Origin of the sequence: Janthinobacterium sp. GMG1 (genome assembly GCF_034427795.1) — a bacterium.
Classification (GTDB): domain Bacteria; phylum Pseudomonadota; class Gammaproteobacteria; order Burkholderiales; family Burkholderiaceae_D; genus Janthinobacterium.
Window position 1 is genome coordinate 84,775 of the sequence record NZ_JAXQNT010000004.1, and the last position, 17,072, is coordinate 101,846.

A 17,072-nucleotide genomic window follows, 5' to 3' on the forward strand; every position below is an offset into this window, starting at 1 on the left:
CCCTGATGTCGGTACAGACGGCCGCTGCCGCGCCAGCGCGCAAGCAAGCGTGGCAGCGCCGTGTATTGCATCTGATCGCGTATGCTTACGGGCTGAGCGCGGTCGCCTGCCTGTTGTTCGCCGATGAAATGGCGGCCGGCATGGGCATCTTCCTCAATGGCGTCAATGGCTACAGCCAGTTCTACGCCACGCATGTCGGTGTCTGGGGTGCTACCGCGCTCCTGGCGCTGTTCGCGGCACGGCAGGGCGAACCGCCTGTCCTCGGCGATATCACAGCAATGTTGCTCCTGGCGCAGCCCGCCGGCCGTCTGTTCGCGGCCATCAGCTTCGGCTTGCCCCAGGGTTTTGTGTTGTTCATGTGCGCAATGGAGTTGACGGCGGGGCTGGCCTTGCTGCTGCTGCGTCCTGCGCGCTGACGTCTATTAAGTGAAGAGCGCCGCCCCATGGATTCCGTGATTCAAAAAGCTACCCGTATCATCATCAAAGTCGGCTCTTCGCTGGTCACCAACGATGGTCGCGGACTCGACCATGCCGCCATCGCGCGCTGGGCCGCGCAGATTTCAGGCTTGCGCGCCCTGGGCAAGGAAGTCGTGCTCGTCAGTTCCGGCGCCATCGCCGAAGGCATGCTGCGCCTCGGTTTCGAGCAGCGCCCCACCGATATCCACGAATTGCAGGCATGCGCCGCCGTCGGCCAGATGGGCCTGGCGCAAATCTATGAAAGCAGCTTCCGCGCCCACAGTCTCGGCACGGCGCAAGTGCTGCTGACGCACGCCGACCTGGCCGACCGCGAACGCTACCTGAATGCCCGCTCCACCCTGACGACCCTGCTGCGCCTGGGCGTGGTGCCGATCATCAATGAAAACGACACCGTCGTCACCGATGAAATCAAGTTCGGTGACAACGATACCCTGGGCGCGCTGGTGGCCAATCTGATCGAGGCCGACGCGCTCGTCATCCTGACGGACCAGCACGGCCTGTTCTCGGCCGACCCGCGCAAGGACCCGAACGCCTACCTGATCACGCAGGGCATCGCTGGCGATCCGGCCCTGGAAGCGATGGCCGGCGGCGCCGGCAGCAGCCTGGGACGTGGCGGCATGCTGACGAAAATCCTCGCCGCCAAGCGCGCCGCCAAGTCGGGCGCCCACACGATCATCGCCTGGGGCCGCGACAGCGACGTGCTCAGCCGCCTGGCCCAGGGCGAAGCGATCGGCACGGAGTTGCGGGCACAAACAGGGCAGTTGACGGCGCGTAAGCAGTGGATGGCCGATCATCTGCACACGGCCGGTGCCGTCGTGCTGGACGCGGGCGCCGTGCAAAAGCTGCGCCAGGAAGGCAAGTCGCTGTTGCCGATCGGCGTGACGGGCGTGAACGGCGAATTCGGCCGCGGCGCCGTGATCACCTGCGTCGATGCGGATGGCGTGTCAGTGGCGCGCGGCCTTTCCAATTACACGAGCGGCGAAGCGCGCCGCATCATGCGCAAGCCGTCCACCGAAATCGAGTCCATCCTCGGCTACATGGAAGGCCATGAGCTGATTCATCGCGATAATATGGTGTTGCTGTAGGTCGGATTAGGTGGGGCCACCGAGGCCCGAAGGGCCGTAATCCGACAACACCCCAGGCAGCAATAATGTGTCGGATTACGCGCGTAGCGCTAATCCGACCAACCACGCAACGACATCGGCCCACTCGGGCCGTTTTTTTTACCTACACCACGGCCGGCATCGGCGACTTGTCCTTGTAATCGCACAGGTCGGCAATCATGCAGTTCCAGCACTGCGGCTTGCGCGCCGTGCATGTGTAGCGGCCATGCAGGATGAGCCAGTGGTGGGCATCGTGCAGGAATTCCTTGGGTATGAATTTGAGCAGCTTTTGCTCGACGATATCGACATTCTTGCCTGGCGCGATGCCGGTGCGGTTCGAGACGCGGAAGATATGCGTGTCGACAGCCATCGTCGGTTCGCCAAACGCCGTGTTCATGACCACGTTCGCCGTCTTGCGGCCCACGCCGGGCAAGGCTTCCAGCGAGGCGCGGTCGCGCGGCACTTCGCCGCCGTGCTGCTCCAGCAGGATCTGGCAGGTGGCGATGACGTTCTTCGCCTTGGTGCGGAACAGGCCGATGGTGCGGATGTAGCTGGCCAGCTCGTCCACGCCCAGCGCCAGTATCGTGGCTGGCGTATTGGCGACCGGATACAGCAAGCGGGTCGCCTTGTTGACGGACACGTCCGTTGCCTGTGCCGACAGCAGCACGGCGATCAGCAGCTCGAACGGCGTCGTGTATTCGAGTTCCGTTTTCGGGGAGGGATTGGCGGCGCGAAAGCGCGTAAAGATTTCCAGGCGTTTGGCAGCGTTCATGCGTCTTTTTTCGGGGTGGTGGGGGCTGGCTGGGCAGTATCCGTGCTGGCGGCAGCAGCCTTGGCGCGCGCGCGCTCCATGGCGGCGGCGATGATGGCGCGCTTGCGCTCCTTTTCCGCCTGTTCATCGGGCGTGACGGGCACTTCCTGCGTCACTTCGCGCATCTTGGCGACAGCCTTGGCGGCCAGGCGCGCTTCGTTTTCCTCTGTTTCGCGGCGCAGGCGCTGCGTGCGGAAATCATGGCGCGCGCGCGCATCGTCGGCGTCCATCTGGCTCCAGGCGTCCCAGCCCGTGGCGTCGCCGCTGACCGGGTACATGACGATGCAGTCGACGGGGCAGGGCGCCACGCACAGGTCGCAGCCCGTGCACAGATCGGTGACCACTGTATGCATCTGCTTGGCGGCGCCGACGATGGCGTCCACCGGACAAGCCTGGATGCACAGGGTACAGCCAATACACAGCGATTCATCGATATAGGCGACAGATCGCGGACGTTCGAGGCCGTTGACGGGATTGAGCGGGATGACTTTTTTGCCCAGCAAGCCGGCCAGGCGCACGATGCCTTGCGCGCCGCCCGGCGGGCACTGGTTGATGTCGGCGCTGCTGGCGGCAATCGCTTCCGCATACGGGCGGCAGCCGTTGTAGCCGCATTTGGTGCATTGCGTTTGCGGCAGCAAGTCTTCGATCTGGTCGGCAAGTGAGGGAGGGGCAGGGTGCGGCACGGTCATCTTCCACGGTAAAACGCCATTATCGGCCATCCGGCGCGTGCACAAGTAAAAACCTGTTTCGTGAGAGGGGATAACCAGCGCCATGACAGGCCTGTTGCAGGCGCGCCGCAATCGTATTTTATTTCCTCTAGGAATGTCAAAGTGCAAATAAACAACTTTGCAATTTCTTTTTTTTGTGGGAGCATGATTTTTATCAAGCTAGTGATAAAAAAGCCGACCGCCAGTCCTGTTGCCGCCTGCATTGCATGGTGCGCCAGGCCATAGGAGCCAAACATGCGTTTCCTCCGGACAGTTGGTTTGCCCTTCTGTTTGTTCATGCACTCTGCACTTGCCCTTGCACACGGGCAGGCTGCAGCGCCCATGGCGGCGTCGGGCGCTGCCAGCTCGCGCATCGTCCGCTTCGCGGCGGAAGATTGGCCGCCCTTTATTTCCCGCAGCCTACCGGCCGATGGCATGTCGGGCGCCATGGTCAGCGCCGTCTTCGAGCGTCTCGGCTATGCGGTCAGATATGAATATTTCCCCTGGAAGCGCGCCATGCAGTTTGGCCTGGCCAGTTCCCGCTATGCCGGGTTCCTGGCCGTGTGGCGCACGCCCGAACGGGAAAAACTCTGCCACTTTTCTGTGCCGGTTGGCGGCACGCAGGGTGTGCTGGCCTACCTGAAGGAAGATGGCGTGCCGGGCGCCAGCCTGGCCGACCTGGGCCCGCTGCGCATCGGCACCGTGGCCGGCTACTCGAATGGGGAACAGTTCGATGGCATGGTGGCGCGTGGCGAGCTGAAGACGGAGGAGGGCTTGAACGACGCGACGAATCTGAAGAAACTGTTCATCAAGCGTTACCGTGTGATCGTCATCGAGCGCCATGTGCTGCAGCACTTGCTGATGGGACGCAACTTCAGCAAGGCCGATCGGGAACGTATCGCCATCATCGATACCGTCTTCAAGGAGCGCCCCGTGCATGTGTGCTTCCAGCGTGATGCTGAAGGTGCTGCGCAGCAAAAACGCTTCAACGACGCGGCACGCGATATCGATACGGCCCGGCTGGAACGCGATTACTGGAAGCGCCTCGACCAGAGCCTGGCGACCGCCCCGGCCGCTCCCTGACACGGCGCGTCGCTGTTGTTAGTTGCCAAAACGAAATATCTAAATACGAAACCATTCGTTCTTGTTTGTTTGTCCATCCTTTAGTCTGCAGCCACTGTGTTGACGACTTTGAAAGGATGTTTTCGTATGCTGGAATTGATTCACAAGCAAGACCCCGTCCCCCGTTTGCGGCAACTGGCACACGCCGTCTCGGCGGCCGTGCTCGTGCTGGGAGCTCCTGGCGTGGCGCATGCGCAAGCGGCGCCGGATGGCGCTGGCGCGTTGGTCGCCGCGCCGTTTGACACCGTCATCGTCACGGGCGCGCGCGGCACGGGCCGCACGGTGGCCAACAGCGCAGCGCCCATCGACGTGATCAGCGCGCAGCAATTGCAAGCCACGGGCAAGTTGAACTTGCTCGATGCGCTCGATACGGCCTTGCCATCGTTCAACTTGCCGGCCCGCGTGCAGCCCGACCTGGGCAGCATAGTGCGCGCGGGGCAGCTGCGCAACCTCGACCCCTCGCATACCCTGGTGCTGGTGAATGGCAAGCGCCGCCATACGACGGCCATCGTCAATGAGGATGGCTTTCCCGGTTCCGTCGCCACCGACCTGGCCCTGATTCCCACGGGCGCCATTGCTCGCGTGGAAATCCTGCGCGACGGCGCCTCGGCCATTTACGGTTCCGACGCCATCGCCGGCGTCATCAACATCATCCTGAAAGCGGATGACAAGGGCAGCTTCAGCACGCAACTCGGTTCCACCTACGCGGGTGACGGCACGAACGGTTCCGTGCGCATCAATGGCGGCACGCGCCTGGGCGAACACGGCTTTGCCCACTTCGGCGCCGAAGTCCAGCGCCAGGGCATCGCCGTGCGCAATTTCGGACTGAATCCCGCGTATCTGTCGTATCCGGCCGTGCGCAACAGCGATGGCCAGCCGGTGAAACTGGGAAGTAACAACAGCCTGCCGGCCGGCGCCTCGCCCAACCCGGCAGAAGCGAACCGCAACAGCAATCCGTGGCGCAATACGGGCGTGCCGCAAAGCACGACCGCCTCGCTCAGCGCCAACCTCGGCTATGACCTGTCGAACGAGGTGCAACTGTACGGCTTCGGCACGTATGCGCACCGCAATGCCCGCTCGGCGCAGAATTTCCGCCTGCCCAATACCATTTTCAATAACAACAAAGGCTTGCTGTCCGTGTATCCCGACGGCTTCACGCCGTATGAAACGACGAGTGAAAACGACTTTTCCTTGACGGGCGGCATCAAGGGCGAGACGGCGGGCTGGTCCTGGGACCTGAGCACGACGTATGGCCGCGACGATATCGACGTGGGCGTGGAGCACTCGGCCAATTACTCGCTCACTTATCCTGGCGGCAAGACGGATTTTGACATCGGCAATCAGCGCTACAGCCGCTCGACCACCAACGCCGATGTGCGCCGTCCCGTGCCGCTGGGCTTGAGCGAGCCGGCCGACCTGAGCCTGGGTCTCGAGTATTCGCATGAAACGCAGCAGCGCAGCCCGGGCGAACCCGCTTCCTGGCAGGGCAGCGGCTCATCGGCGCTGGCCGGCTACCTGCCCGTCGACGCGTCCGACACGGCGCGCCACAGCTATGCGGCGTACATCGGCCTGGGCGCGAAACTGACGCCGCAATTACTGCTCGACACGGCCTTGCGTGCCGAGAAATATTCAGATTTCGGCAGCAAGACGACGGGCCGTTTGTCCGCCCGCTATGACGTCACGCCCACGGTCGCCGTGCGCGGCACCGTCAGCAATGGTTTCCATGCACCGAGCCTGGTGACGCAATCGTATTCGAACACGTCCGACCATGCGGGCGTGCCGTATACCCTGGCGCAGCCGAACTCGGCCGCTGCGCGGGCACTGGGCGCGCAAGCATTAAAACCGGAAAAATCGACGAATCTGTCGGCCGGGCTGACCTTCAATCCTACGCCCACCTTGCGCCTGGGCGTTGACGCGTATCAAATCAAGGTCAGCGACCGCCTGGGTGTGTCGTCGAACATCGGCATCGACCGCAGTTCGGGCGTGGCGCTCGACGGCAGCGGCCGGCCGCTGACGGGGGCGCAAGCAACCGTCATTGAAAACCTGCTGCGTTCGGCGGGTTTGACGGTAGGCAATGGCCTCGTCGCGCATTACTTTGCCAACGTGGGCGACACGCGCACGCGTGGTATCGACTTGACGGCCGAAGATGTGCTGCACGTGGCCGAGGGCAAGCTGCGCTGGACGGCGGCCGCGAATCTCAACCACACGAGCCTAGTCGGCAAGGCGGCCCTGCCGGCCGTGCTGCAAGGCTTGCCGAATATCGGCACCCTGAGCAAGTCGGCCGAGTACGACCTGCTGTACCGGGCGCCGCGCGACAAGGAAATCGTCACCCTGGCGTATGAAAAAGCCGGTTGGACATTCAACCTGCGCGAGACGCGCTACGGCAAGCTCAAGCGCCTGAACGCCATCACGGGCGGCGATTACCAGTTGAAAGCCGCCTTCGTGACCGATGTCAGTCTCGGCTACGACGTCAGCAAGCACATCAACGTGACGGTGGGCGCCAACAATGTCTTCGACCAGAAACCGAGCCAGGTGCCGCGCGCAGCGCGCAGCGCCGCGAATCTGGCGCAATACACGGGCGCCTACGATAACTCGGGACCATTAGGCGTGCTGGGCGGCTATTACTACGCGCGCGCCACGGTGTCGTTCTGATTTTCCGTATCCCTCTATTGATCATCAACAACAGGAAATGCTATGCCTGACAACAATCAACACGCGGCCATCGACCTGGAATGGGCCAATCTCCTCTCGCCGCAGCGCCGCACGGTCTTGCGCGGCGGCGGCCTGGTGGCGGCATTGGCCGCATCGGGCCTGGCTGGCACAGCCTTGGCGCAGGAGGTAAAAACGGCGCGCGTAAAACCGGCACCCGGCAAGAGTCCGTGGGGCGAGCATACGGACACGGCGCCCACGCCGCGCCCCGCCAGCGTGCGGCCCGGCGAGGAAACCTTGCCGTCAAAACCGCGCGCCTACACGGATATCGAGAGCTATCACGCACATATCTATTTTGACGAAGACAGCTATCAAAAGGCGGCGCTGATACGTCGATGGGCTGCCGAGCGTTTCCAGATCGAGCTGGGCGACTGGAATCTGGAGCCGCGCGGCCCGCACGTGACGCCGTCGTTTTACTTTGGCTTCACGAATGATTTATTGCCCGTGATCGTGCCGTGGCTGCAGCTCAACAGCCTGGGCCTGACGATACTGATCCATCCGAACACGGAAGATCCGCGTGCCGACCACCTGTATTACGCGCTGTGGGTGAACCGTTCGCAACCCGTGAATGGCTATGCGATGAAGAAACCGGGGCCGGGCGAGCCGAGGGTCGAGCAGATCTTTGTCAATACGCGCCCGACGGTGAAAATCGAACGGGCATGAGCTGGGCATAAAAAAACGCCACGCCAGTGTGAGCTGGCGTGGCGTTTTGATGGATATACCGTGTATTAGCCGTGTTTCTGGATGAATTCACCGATTTTCGGGCAAATGATCTCGCGCCAGCGGCGGCCCGAGAAGATGCCGTAATGGCCACATTTTGGCGCCACGAAATCTTGTTGCATCTCGGCAGGGATGCCCGAGCACAGGTCATGCGCCGCCTGCGTCTGGCCAGCGCCGGAAATATCGTCCAGCTCACCTTCCACCGTGAACAGCGCCACATTCGTGATGTCTTGCGGACGCACCAGCTGGCCACCCACTTTCCACGTGCCCATCGGCAGGCTGAATTCCTGGAAAACCGTTTTAATGGTTTCCAGGTAGTACTCGGCCGGCATGTCCAGCACGGCGTTGTACTCGTTGTAGAACTGGCGGTGGCCTTCCGCCGGCTCGTCGTCGCCCGTCACCAGGTGCATATAGAACTCGCGGTGGCTTTGCGCGTGGCGGCCCGGGTTCATGGCGATGAAGCCGGCGTGCTGCAGGAAGCCCGGATACACCTTGCGGCCAAAGCCCGGGTAGTTCGGCGGCACCGCGTAGATCACGGTGTTTTCAAACCACGAGAATTTCTTTTCCGTCGCCAGGTTGTTCACTTGCGTGGGCGAACGGCGCGGGTCGATCGGGCCGCCCATCATCGTCATGGTTTTCGGCATGTGCGGATCTTTGGCCGTCGCCATCAGCGAGATGGCGGCCAGCACGGGCACGGTCGGTTGGCAGACGGAAATGACGTGCAAGTCAGGCGCCAGCAGGCGGATGAACTCTTGTACATAATAAATGTAGTCGTCCAGGTGGAACGGGCCTTCCGTCAGCGGTACCATGCGCGCGTCCGTCCAGTCGGTGATGTAGACATCGTGCTCGGCCAGCAAGCCGCGCACGGTATCGCGCAGCAGGGTCGAGTGGTGACCGGACAGGGGGGCAACCAGCAAAACTTTGGGCTGTTGCAAGCCAGTGGCTTCTTTTTTGAAGTGAATCAGGCGGCAAAACGGTTTTGTCACGACAACGTGTTCGCGGATGTCGACGCTCTCGCCTTGGACGAGAACGGATTGGATGTCGAATTGTGGTTTTTCGTAGTCTTTGCCAAGGCGGTACATCAGCTCGTAGCCGGCTGCGATGCGTTGCGAAAACGGGGTGTGGGCCAGTGGAGAAACCGGGTTGGTAAATAACTTGGAGGACATGTCTGCCCATTGCATCACCGGAGTGAGGAAGGAGCGTTGCAGTTCGTGCAGTTGGTAAAGCATATATAGTCCTTGTTTAATTCCAAGCGCCAATATCGGCTCAAATATCATAATCCAATTCTACGATATTTGTTGAGGACAAAATGTGCATTACCGCGCATAGGTCCACAGTTTGCGCTTTGGTGTGACAGCGCGCCACACTTGCGTGGATAGACCTGCAACGATGCTTTAAAAGCAAAAAAAGCAGCGTTTCCGCTGCTTTTTGTCTGTTTTTTTTGCCGCCACGCCCTGCGGAGAAGAGTCTCCCCGCCGGAACGGTCGCGGCATTGCCGTGCGTTTAGCGCACCAGCATGTCGAGCTTGTCCTTGACGTCCTTGAATTGCTCGGCTTCCGGCAAGGCCGCCTTCGTCTTGGTGATCGACGGCCAGTTACGGGCCAGGTCGACGTTGATCTTGATGAAGGCTTGCTGGTCGCCCGGCACGTCTTCTTCCGCGAAAATCGCGTTCACCGGGCACTCTGCCACGCAGACTGCGCAGTCAATACATTCGTCCGGATCGATCGCCAGGAAGTTCGGGCCTTCCCGGAAACAATCTACCGGGCAGACATCGACGCAGTCGGTATAGCGACAGGCGATGCAGGATTCGGTGACAACGTGGGTCATAACAGTCCTATCAATTTGGGGGGAGGTGCTGTAGCGCCTGCAGGAACCTCGGCGGCGCATACTAAAGCAAAGCATTGTATTTTAAGGCAATTCGCTATTTCTCACAAATCCCGCTTATATACAATACATATAAGCAAATTCATTTTTTGGCAGTGCCGTTGCCGCGCAGAGTGTGCAATTCAGCGACTATCCGGGACGTTGGCATGAAGAACGCGGCAAGAAAGCGACAGTCGCCCGATACTGCAAGGTGCAGGGCGGGCGAGGCAGGGGCTTGTCGTGTGGTGTTTTTGTTTTACCCAAATCAAGATCGGTAAAAATAAGTGCCAGAACAATCAGGCGCTGGCGCGTATTTGCGTCAGCAACTGTTGCCAACGTGCATTTTCAGCACTGCCATCCTCGGCAAACGTGATGGTGCGGCGCGTAGTGGGTGCCTCGACGGTGATCTGCCAATGGGGGATATCGGCGCCCACCTGTTCGCCCGTGCCCTGCGGGTGCGTAAAGAAGCCGCTGCTGGCCAGTGCTGCTTCCAGTCCGGGGCCGGCCGGGTGCGCCTGCGTATCGATGTCGTACTGTTCGCTGAGGCCGGCAAAGCCGCCGCTGCTGCGGGCTGAAATTTTCATGCTGCTCCTTCTTGAGGACGGTGGTGGGAACGTGATGCGGCAGCCGTCGCCTGCGGCTGACTGCTGGCGGGCCTGCGGCGTAGGGCGTAAGGTGTATCTATCGGGGCGCGTAACTGCGGCACCAGGCTGCCAGCGCTTCGCGCTCCGCTTCCAGCAATTGATCCGATTCGCTGTATTCCGCATGGTTCATGGTACCGCAGCAGGCGCGCCTGTCTTGCACTGCGCCCTCGTCATCGACGATGTCTGCGGCAAAGGTCATTTGCCCATCCTCCGTCATGGCATTGTCCTTGAGCACTTCGCGCACGGTAAAACTGTTGCGGATGAAATCGAGGTAGCTGGTAAAACCGTCGGCCTGCGCCAGGGTCAGCATCTGGCTGGCCACGTCGGCGTACGTGGCAGCATGGTCGGGAGACGCCACCAGGGCGCGCAAGACCAGGCTGCGCAGGTAGTCGCCGCAACGGTGCAGCACGGCCGCGTCATCTTCCAGCTGGGGCTGGCGTTCATGGGCAAAGATGTCGGCCAGGATGTCGTAGATGGCGCCGGTAAACACTTGCGAGATGGCGTGCACTTCCGTGCCAGCCTCCGACAATTTGATGTCATTGTCGGCATTGCGCAAACCGTTCGGCCGGCCCAGCGCCAGGCCGAACTGTTCCGCCAGGTCGGCCAGGAAGGTTTTATCGTGCAGGTCGGACTTGGTTTGCGCGATGACGGCTTCGACCTGGTCCAGCTGCGACAGGGCCAGGAAGATGGCCGTCAGGTCGCCGAACGATTCGTGCAAGCCGCCCGTCTGCGGTGGATTATTGTTGAGCAGCCAATTCGGCTTGAGGCCGTCGAGGATGGCGTGTCCTGTTTCATGCGAGACGATGTCGAGCGAACGGCAGGTGTAGACGCGCTCGGTGGCGCCGCTGGGAATGAAGTCGCCGAACTTGAGGGCCTTGTCGCTGCGGCTGTAATAGGCATTCATGACATTGGGCAAGCCGTGCGGGAACACGCGCAGCGGTGCCGTATTGCTGGCGCTATTCCATTGCCAGGGCAGGGGCGGCGCCGTGTCGTTACTGGCCATCGCGCGCTGGTACATGGTGAGCGTCATGCGCACGATGGCAAACGTGTGCACGGCGTCGAACTGGTCGGTGTTGGGCGAGACGATGAAGTCGCCAAAGGCGTTCGGGCTGACCTGGGCGATGCCCGGCTCGCCAAACGTGATGCGCGCGTCGCGCGGGCCTTGCAAAGTCAGGCCGGGCAAGAAGGTCTTGCGCGTGCCCAGTTCGCTGACGGACGGGTCTTGTTTCCAGATCAGCACGCGCGAACCGACGGGCACGGCGGCCAAGTCGCGGGCCGTTGCCTCGGTCAGGCGCGGCCGACCCGGCTGCAGGGTCAGTTGCGCATTCTTGCGGTGCACGCGGTAGGGCGCCGAGGGGGTAGGGACATAGCCGACGGGCAAGGACACGCATTTGGTCAGCACGGCTTCGACCGGCACGATGACTTTCTGGTCCATGGTAGCTCTCCAACACACTCGCAACTGGAATGGAGATAGTCGGCCTGCTTCGCTGGTTTCGGTTTGATGTGGCGCAAGCGCCGCGCAGGAAAGCGCGGTTTTTTCCATGTGCCGGCGTTCCCCATGGCTGCGGCTGCCGCGTGGCGGCTGGTATGATGCTGGCCGTACGGCACCCGTTTTAATAATAAAAGGATTGTTTGATGGCGGATATAAATATAGTTCAGCAACATAAGCTGACAGCAGCAAAGGCCCGCGAAGCGGCGCAGCAAGTGGCCGACAAGCTGGCCCAGGAATATGACCTGGCGTGCACCTGGGATGGCGACGTGCTGCGTTTCGAGCGCAGCGGCGTCGATGGGGCGTTGACCCTGGAAAAAGAGCAGGCGCAACTGCAAATCAAGCTGGGCTTCATGCTCAGCGCCTTCGCCTCCACCATTGAAGGCAAGATTGCCGAAAAGATGCGCAAGGTGTTTGCCGAGTCAGTTTGATGGCATTCCCCCCGCTTGTCTGGCGCCATGTTTGGTGCTAGGAACGTGTCGCAGTGATGGGCGAAAAGACGATGAAAACACATCGCTTTTCGCCTTTTTCACGTCTGACTGTACGCTGGCGAACATTGCTAGCACATTTCTATTTGGAAAGCCATTGGACTTTGGTGGCTTTTTGCGTTATACTTGAGTCATATTTACAACAGCTACACCGCGTTTCACCTTCTGCTTCGCAGTACTCTCCGCTCGCTGAGTGGTGAATAATTCTTCGGGTTTTACACCCGCATCCAGTTAAAAGTAGCTTGGTCGATTTTTTCGGTCAAATACATTTGGTGCCATGTATTTGCATGGCGCTAGCGTTGTTAAAAGTCCTGAACCACAGCCTCTTTTAGCACGCACACGGCACCCCGGCACCGGCTTTGGCCATCCGCTGGTCATTGCGTGTCACCCCCTGTTACCTGTCGCTCCCGTGCGCTTTTTGCGCCGTGGCGTAGCCGACGCAACAGGGTTTGCTGATTCCCGCCGCAAGCTGGCAGCTTGCTGGGTTTCATTCCATTCGTCAAATCGAGGGAGAACCACATCGTGGCAAAACAAATCATTATCGACCATGTGTTCAAAGTGTTCGGCGACAAGCCAGAAGAAGCACTTGAACTCGTCCATCAGGGCGCCAGCAAGCAGGATATCCTGGCCAAGACCGACTGCACCATCGGCGTTTTCGACGCTACCTTTACCATTGAAGCGGGCGAGATTTTCGTCATCATGGGCCTGTCCGGTTCGGGCAAGTCGACCCTGGTGCGCATGCTGAACCGCCTGATCGAGCCGACCGCCGGCCGTATCCTGATCGATGGCAACGACATCAATACCTTGCCTGACGCCCAGCTGCGCGCCCTGCGCCGCAAGGACATCAGCATGGTGTTCCAGTCGTTCGCGCTGCTGCCGCAAATTACCGTGCTCGACAACACTGCCTTCGGCATGGAACTGGCGGGCATGCCCAAGGCCGAGCGCCATGCGCTGGCCCAGCAAGCGCTGGAACAGGTGGGCCTGGACGGCTACGGCGCCAGCTATCCCGACGAATTGTCGGGTGGCATGCAGCAGCGCGTGGGCCTGGCCCGTGCGCTGGCGTGCGATCCATCGATTTTGCTGATGGATGAAGCGTTTTCCGCGCTCGATCCGATTATCCGTACGGAAATGCAATCGGAACTGCTGCGCTTGCAGCAAATCAAGCGCCGCACCATCGTCTTCATTTCGCATGACCTCGACGAAGCCATGCGTATCGGCGACCGCGTTGCCATCATGAAAGACGGCCACGTGGTGCAAGTGGGCACGCCGGAAGAAATCCTGCGTAAACCTGCCAACGATTACGTGCGCAACTTTGTGCGCGGCGTCGATGCGGCGGCCGTATTCAAGGCCAGCGATATCGCCCGCAAGAGCCAGATCGTCGTGTCCGAGTCGCCGAGCCGCGGTTCGCGCGCCGCGCTGTCGATGCTGGAAGAGCAGGATCGTGCGTTTGCGTATGTCGTCAATCCGCAGCGCAAGTTCCTCGGTGTCGTTTCGGCCGATTCGCTGCGCAGTGCGCTCGACGGCCATGTCGGCCCGCTGGGCCTGGCGCATGCCTATCTGCCCGACGTGCAGACCATCAATGCAGATGAGCCAGTCGCCGGCCTGTTCGGCCAGGTGGCGCAACTGCCTTACGCCGTCCCTGTGGTGGCCAATGACGGCAGCTTCCGCGGCGCCATCAGCAAGACAACCTTGCTGAAGTTCCTCGACCGCGACACGCCAGCCATAGCCGAACAACAACAGAAAGGACAAGCATGAACCCAAGCACCGTTTCCACAGTAGAAGCTGTTGTTGAACAGCCAGCCGCGCAAATCAATCCCTGGGCGCTGACGCCGCCGACCGACGCCAGCACTGCCTGGCTGGACGCCGCCGCGCCTGCCGTGCAGCCGGAACATGCGACCGGCTTTCACCTGACGCAGATTTTCGACGGTTCGCTGCCGCTGGAAAGCTGGATCAACCAGGGCCTGGGCTGGGTTGTCGCCCATTTCCGCCCTTTCTTCCAGGCAGTGCGCGCGCCGATCGATAGCACCCTGAACGGCGTGGAAGGCGTGCTGCTGGCGGCGCCGTCGCTGACGGTGATCGCCATCATCGGCTTGCTGGCGTGGCAATTTACCAGCCGCACCCTGGCCGTCGGCACCGTGCTGGCGCTGCTGGTCGTGTCGATGCTGGGCATCTGGCCCGAAGCCATGACGACCTTGTCGCTGGTATTGACGTCGCTGGCGTTCTGTCTGGCCATCGGCTTGCCGCTGGGTATTTTCCTTGCCAGCAGCGACCGCGCGCAGAATATCCTGCGCCCCCTGCTCGACGCCATGCAGACGACGCCTGCCTTCGTCTACCTGGTGCCCGTGGTGATGCTGTTTGGTATCGGTAATGCGCCAGGCGTGATCGTGACGATCATCTTTGCCCTGCCGCCGCTGGTGCGTCTGACCAACCTCGGTATCCGCCAGGTGCGTCCCGACCTGATCGAAGCGGCGCGCGCCTATGGCGCCTCGCCGTGGCAATTGCTGACCCGCGTGCAGTTTCCGCTGGCCATGCCATCGATCATGGCCGGTATCAACCAGTCGCTGATGCTGTCGCTGTCGATGGTCGTGATCGCCTCGATGATCGCCGTTGGTGGCCTGGGCCAGATGGTATTGCGCGGCATTGGTCGCCTGGACATGGGCCTGGCAACCGTCGGCGGCCTGGGCATCGTGCTGCTGGCCATCACCCTGGACCGTTTGACGCAAGCGATGGGCCAGCCACGCCGTGGCGTGCGCCACTGGTACCAGACGGGTCCTGCCGGTTTCGTGCTGCGCCTGGTGCGCGGCAATGCAGAGAAAAATAATGTTGAACAGCAAGCCACGCTGGCCAACGCACAATAAAGGAACCACATGCATCAAATTGACAATTTTAAAGTGACGCAAAAATCGCAACGCAAGTTCCAGCTGTTTTCCGCCCTGGCGATCGCCGCCATGGCCCTGACCACCAGCCTGGCCATGGCGCAGACGCCGGCCGCGGCCGCCGATGTGCTGCCCGGCAAGGGCGTCAAGGTGCAGCCGCTGCAAAGCTCGATCGCGGAAGAGACCTTCCAGACCATGCTGGTCGACAAGGCGCTGGAAAAGCTCGGCTATGAAGTGCAGCCGATCAAGGAAGTGGAGTATCCGACGGCGCATATCGCGATTGCCAACGGTGACGCCACCTTCATGGCCGTGCATTGGGACCCGATGCACAAGGATTTCTATAACAATGCGGGCGGCGACGCCAAGCTGTTGCGCACCGGCCAGTATGCGGGGCCTGCCGCGCAAGGTTATCTGATCGACAAGGCCACGGCGGAAAAGTACAACATCACGAATATCGACCAGTTGCGCGATCCCACCCTGGCCAAACTGTTCGACCATGACGGCGATGGCAAGGCCGACTTGACGGGCTGCAACCCTGGCTGGGGCTGCGAAGCGCTGATCGAGAACCACATGGATGCGTACAAATTGCGCAAGACGGTGACGCACGTGCAGGGCAGCTATGCGGCCCTGATCGCCGACACCCTGGGCCGCTACAAGCGTGGCGAACCGATCCTGTACTACACGTGGACGCCATACTGGGTCAGCGGCGTGCTGGTGCCGGGCAAGGACGTGGTCTGGCTGAAAGTGCCGTTCTCGGCCAATCCGGACAAGGTGAATACCCGCCTCGACGATGGCAGCGATTACGGTTTTGCCGTCAACACGGCGCGCATCGTGTCGAACAAGGCCTGGGCGGAGAGCAACCCGGCCGCGGCCAAGCTGTTCGAAGTGATGCAGTTGCCGGTGGCGGATATCAATGCGCAGAACGAGCGCATGCGCCGCGGCGAAAACACGCAAGCCGATATCGCCCGCCATACGGCTGGCTGGATCAAGTTCCACCAGCAAACATTTGACGGCTGGATCGCGCAGGCGCTGGCGGCGGCAAAAAAGTAAATTGCGGCTGATACCGGCGTAAAAAAAGTGGCTACCGATTCGGTAGCCACTTTTGCATTTACGGCCTGTTTTTGTGGTTTTTGGTGAGTTTTTAGCCGTTTTCGGCCAGTTTCAGGTGCAAAATGGGGAAAGGCTTGCCGAACGGGTCAAGCGGCGAGCGGTTTTCCACGATAAAGCCCAGGTGGCGGTAAAAGCCATGCGCCTGCGTGTTGTGTTCGTTGACATCGACTGCCGTGGCTTTCAGGCTGGCGATGGCGAACTGGACCAGCGCGCGGCCGGCGCCGCTGCCACGCCGGTCCGGATGCACGAACAGCATTTCGATCTTGGCGTGCTCGACGCACAGGAATGCATAGGCGACGCCGTCATCCGCGCGCAGCACGTGCAGCAGGCGTTCGGCCGTCACTCTGGCCAGCTCTTCGCGTACGAAGGGCATCAGGAAGGCGATATCGCTATCGGCGAGGAAATCGTGGGTGGCGCGTACGGACAGGTGCCAGACGTCGAACAAGCGGGGCAGGTCGTCGGCATGCGCCAGCGAAACCTGGGAAATCAGTGATGGTGTCATGCAGAAATTATACTGCCCCGACAGGCGCCGGGGCAGGGGAGGGACGATCAGTCCTTCAAGTCTTCGATCAGGTCGATGTATTGCTGTTGCGCATCTTCCTTCGAGGTGCCGGCCAGGGCCGCCCAGGCGTCGAACTTGGCGCGGTTGACGAAGTCGGTCATGCCAGGACGCTCGCCCGTGGCGTCGCCGCTCGACGCTTGCTTGAACAAGGCGTAGATTTTCAACAAGGTCATATTGTCCGGACGCTCGGACAGGGTCTTGGAATCGAGCTGCGCTTGTTCGAATTGCTCTTGTAAACTCATGATGGCTCCTGTGTGCTGATGGAATCGCTGGAAAAGTGCGGCAGGCCCGGCGGAGTGGCCACCGTGCGTGCTGCAGTGCCTGACATCATAGTGAAAAAAGCGTGCCGTGCATTAGAGGACACACTCAAAACAAAAACGCCGCCGCTGCG

The 17,072-nt window shown here is 61.1% G+C and carries 18 protein-coding genes; 9 read left to right on the forward strand and 9 right to left on the reverse strand.

The features are described 5' to 3' along the window. Positions 1-5 precede the first annotated feature (5 nt). Positions 6-416 carry a hypothetical protein gene (locus SJI03_RS12280; protein ID WP_099379357.1) on the forward strand — a complete coding sequence of 137 codons (411 nt, stop codon included), beginning with the start codon at positions 6-8 and terminating at the stop codon, positions 414-416. A gap of 27 nt (positions 417-443) precedes the next feature. Continuing rightward, complete coding sequence (proB, locus tag SJI03_RS12285; RefSeq protein WP_099379358.1) at positions 444-1,562, forward strand: glutamate 5-kinase; 1,119 nt, start codon at positions 444-446, stop codon at positions 1,560-1,562. Positions 1,563-1,704: 142 nt separating this feature from the next. On the opposite strand, the gene nth is transcribed toward proB, so the two are convergent. Genes nth through SJI03_RS12300 form a run of 3 tightly spaced genes read right to left on the reverse strand, consistent with a single transcriptional unit; the run spans position 1,705 to position 3,397 of the window. Further along, complete coding sequence (nth, locus tag SJI03_RS12290; protein ID WP_099379363.1) at positions 1,705-2,352, reverse strand: endonuclease III; 648 nt, start codon at positions 2,350-2,352, stop codon at positions 1,705-1,707. Continuing rightward, on the reverse strand, positions 2,349-3,080 hold the full coding sequence (gene rsxB, locus SJI03_RS12295) for an electron transport complex subunit RsxB (RefSeq protein ID WP_099379364.1): 732 nt from the start codon (positions 3,078-3,080) through the stop codon (positions 2,349-2,351). Before rsxB ends, nth begins: the two co-directional genes overlap by 4 nt. Further along, positions 3,077-3,397: a hypothetical protein gene (locus SJI03_RS12300; RefSeq protein ID WP_158301286.1), complete on the reverse strand. Its 321-nt coding sequence runs from the start codon at positions 3,395-3,397 to the stop codon at positions 3,077-3,079. The genes rsxB and SJI03_RS12300 overlap by 4 nt, the downstream gene beginning before the upstream one ends. Before the next feature lie 43 nt (positions 3,398-3,440). Here SJI03_RS12300 and SJI03_RS12305 point away from each other — a divergent pair, with 43 nt between their 5' ends. The 3 genes from SJI03_RS12305 to SJI03_RS12315 all read left to right on the forward strand — a co-directional run bounded on the left by SJI03_RS12305 (position 3,441) and on the right by SJI03_RS12315 (position 7,592). Then, positions 3,441-4,181, forward strand: a complete 741-nt coding sequence (locus SJI03_RS12305; RefSeq protein ID WP_099379365.1) for a substrate-binding periplasmic protein — start codon at positions 3,441-3,443, stop codon at positions 4,179-4,181. Between the two features lie 126 nt (positions 4,182-4,307). Continuing rightward, positions 4,308-6,872, forward strand: a complete 2,565-nt coding sequence (locus tag SJI03_RS12310; protein WP_322427378.1) for a TonB-dependent receptor — start codon at positions 4,308-4,310, stop codon at positions 6,870-6,872. Between the two features lie 42 nt (positions 6,873-6,914). After that, positions 6,915-7,592: a DOPA 4,5-dioxygenase family protein gene (locus tag SJI03_RS12315; protein ID WP_099379367.1), complete on the forward strand. Its 678-nt coding sequence runs from the start codon at positions 6,915-6,917 to the stop codon at positions 7,590-7,592. Between the two features lie 65 nt (positions 7,593-7,657). Here SJI03_RS12315 and SJI03_RS12320 read toward each other — a convergent pair whose 3' ends face one another. The 4 genes from SJI03_RS12320 to SJI03_RS12335 form a co-directional block, all read right to left on the reverse strand. After that, entirely contained in the window at positions 7,658-8,878 is a 1,221-nt protein-coding gene (locus SJI03_RS12320) for a polyhydroxyalkanoate depolymerase (RefSeq protein ID WP_070260064.1), read from the reverse strand. 274 nt (positions 8,879-9,152) lie between these two features. Beyond that, the gene (gene fdxA / locus SJI03_RS12325; RefSeq protein WP_034782458.1) at positions 9,153-9,476 is read right to left on the reverse strand and encodes a ferredoxin FdxA; all 324 of its coding nucleotides are present in this window, start codon (positions 9,474-9,476) and stop codon (positions 9,153-9,155) included. Between the two features lie 332 nt (positions 9,477-9,808). Next, positions 9,809-10,096, reverse strand: a complete 288-nt coding sequence (locus tag SJI03_RS12330; RefSeq protein WP_099379369.1) for a protealysin inhibitor emfourin — start codon at positions 10,094-10,096, stop codon at positions 9,809-9,811. Positions 10,097-10,193: 97 nt separating this feature from the next. Further along, positions 10,194-11,591 (reverse strand): hypothetical protein, encoded by a 1,398-nt coding sequence (locus SJI03_RS12335; RefSeq protein ID WP_322427379.1) that lies wholly within the window; start codon positions 11,589-11,591, stop codon positions 10,194-10,196. A gap of 200 nt (positions 11,592-11,791) precedes the next feature. Here SJI03_RS12335 and SJI03_RS12340 point away from each other — a divergent pair, with 200 nt between their 5' ends. The 4 genes from SJI03_RS12340 (at position 11,792) to proX (ending at position 16,059) form a co-directional block, all read left to right on the forward strand. Beyond that, positions 11,792-12,076 carry a polyhydroxyalkanoic acid system family protein gene (locus SJI03_RS12340; RefSeq protein ID WP_322427380.1) on the forward strand — a complete coding sequence of 95 codons (285 nt, stop codon included), beginning with the start codon at positions 11,792-11,794 and terminating at the stop codon, positions 12,074-12,076. Positions 12,077-12,655: 579 nt separating this feature from the next. Then, on the forward strand, positions 12,656-13,888 hold the full coding sequence (proV, locus tag SJI03_RS12345) for a glycine betaine/L-proline ABC transporter ATP-binding protein ProV (RefSeq protein ID WP_099379417.1): 1,233 nt from the start codon (positions 12,656-12,658) through the stop codon (positions 13,886-13,888). Beyond that, positions 13,885-14,991, forward strand: coding sequence for a glycine betaine/L-proline ABC transporter permease ProW (gene proW / locus SJI03_RS12350; RefSeq protein WP_035825112.1), 1,107 nt, complete (start codon positions 13,885-13,887; stop codon positions 14,989-14,991). Before proV ends, proW begins: the two co-directional genes overlap by 4 nt. Before the next feature lie 9 nt (positions 14,992-15,000). Then, positions 15,001-16,059 carry a glycine betaine/L-proline ABC transporter substrate-binding protein ProX gene (gene proX / locus SJI03_RS12355; protein ID WP_322427381.1) on the forward strand — a complete coding sequence of 353 codons (1,059 nt, stop codon included), beginning with the start codon at positions 15,001-15,003 and terminating at the stop codon, positions 16,057-16,059. Between the two features lie 91 nt (positions 16,060-16,150). Here proX and SJI03_RS12360 read toward each other — a convergent pair whose 3' ends face one another. Together SJI03_RS12360 and SJI03_RS12365 are read right to left on the reverse strand one after the other, a co-directional pair. Then, on the reverse strand, positions 16,151-16,621 hold the full coding sequence (locus tag SJI03_RS12360; RefSeq protein ID WP_099379418.1) for a GNAT family N-acetyltransferase: 471 nt from the start codon (positions 16,619-16,621) through the stop codon (positions 16,151-16,153). A 47-nt stretch (positions 16,622-16,668) separates the two neighbouring features. After that, entirely contained in the window at positions 16,669-16,923 is a 255-nt protein-coding gene (locus tag SJI03_RS12365; protein ID WP_034760268.1) for an acyl-CoA-binding protein, read from the reverse strand. Between the last annotated feature and the right edge of the window lie 149 nt (positions 16,924-17,072).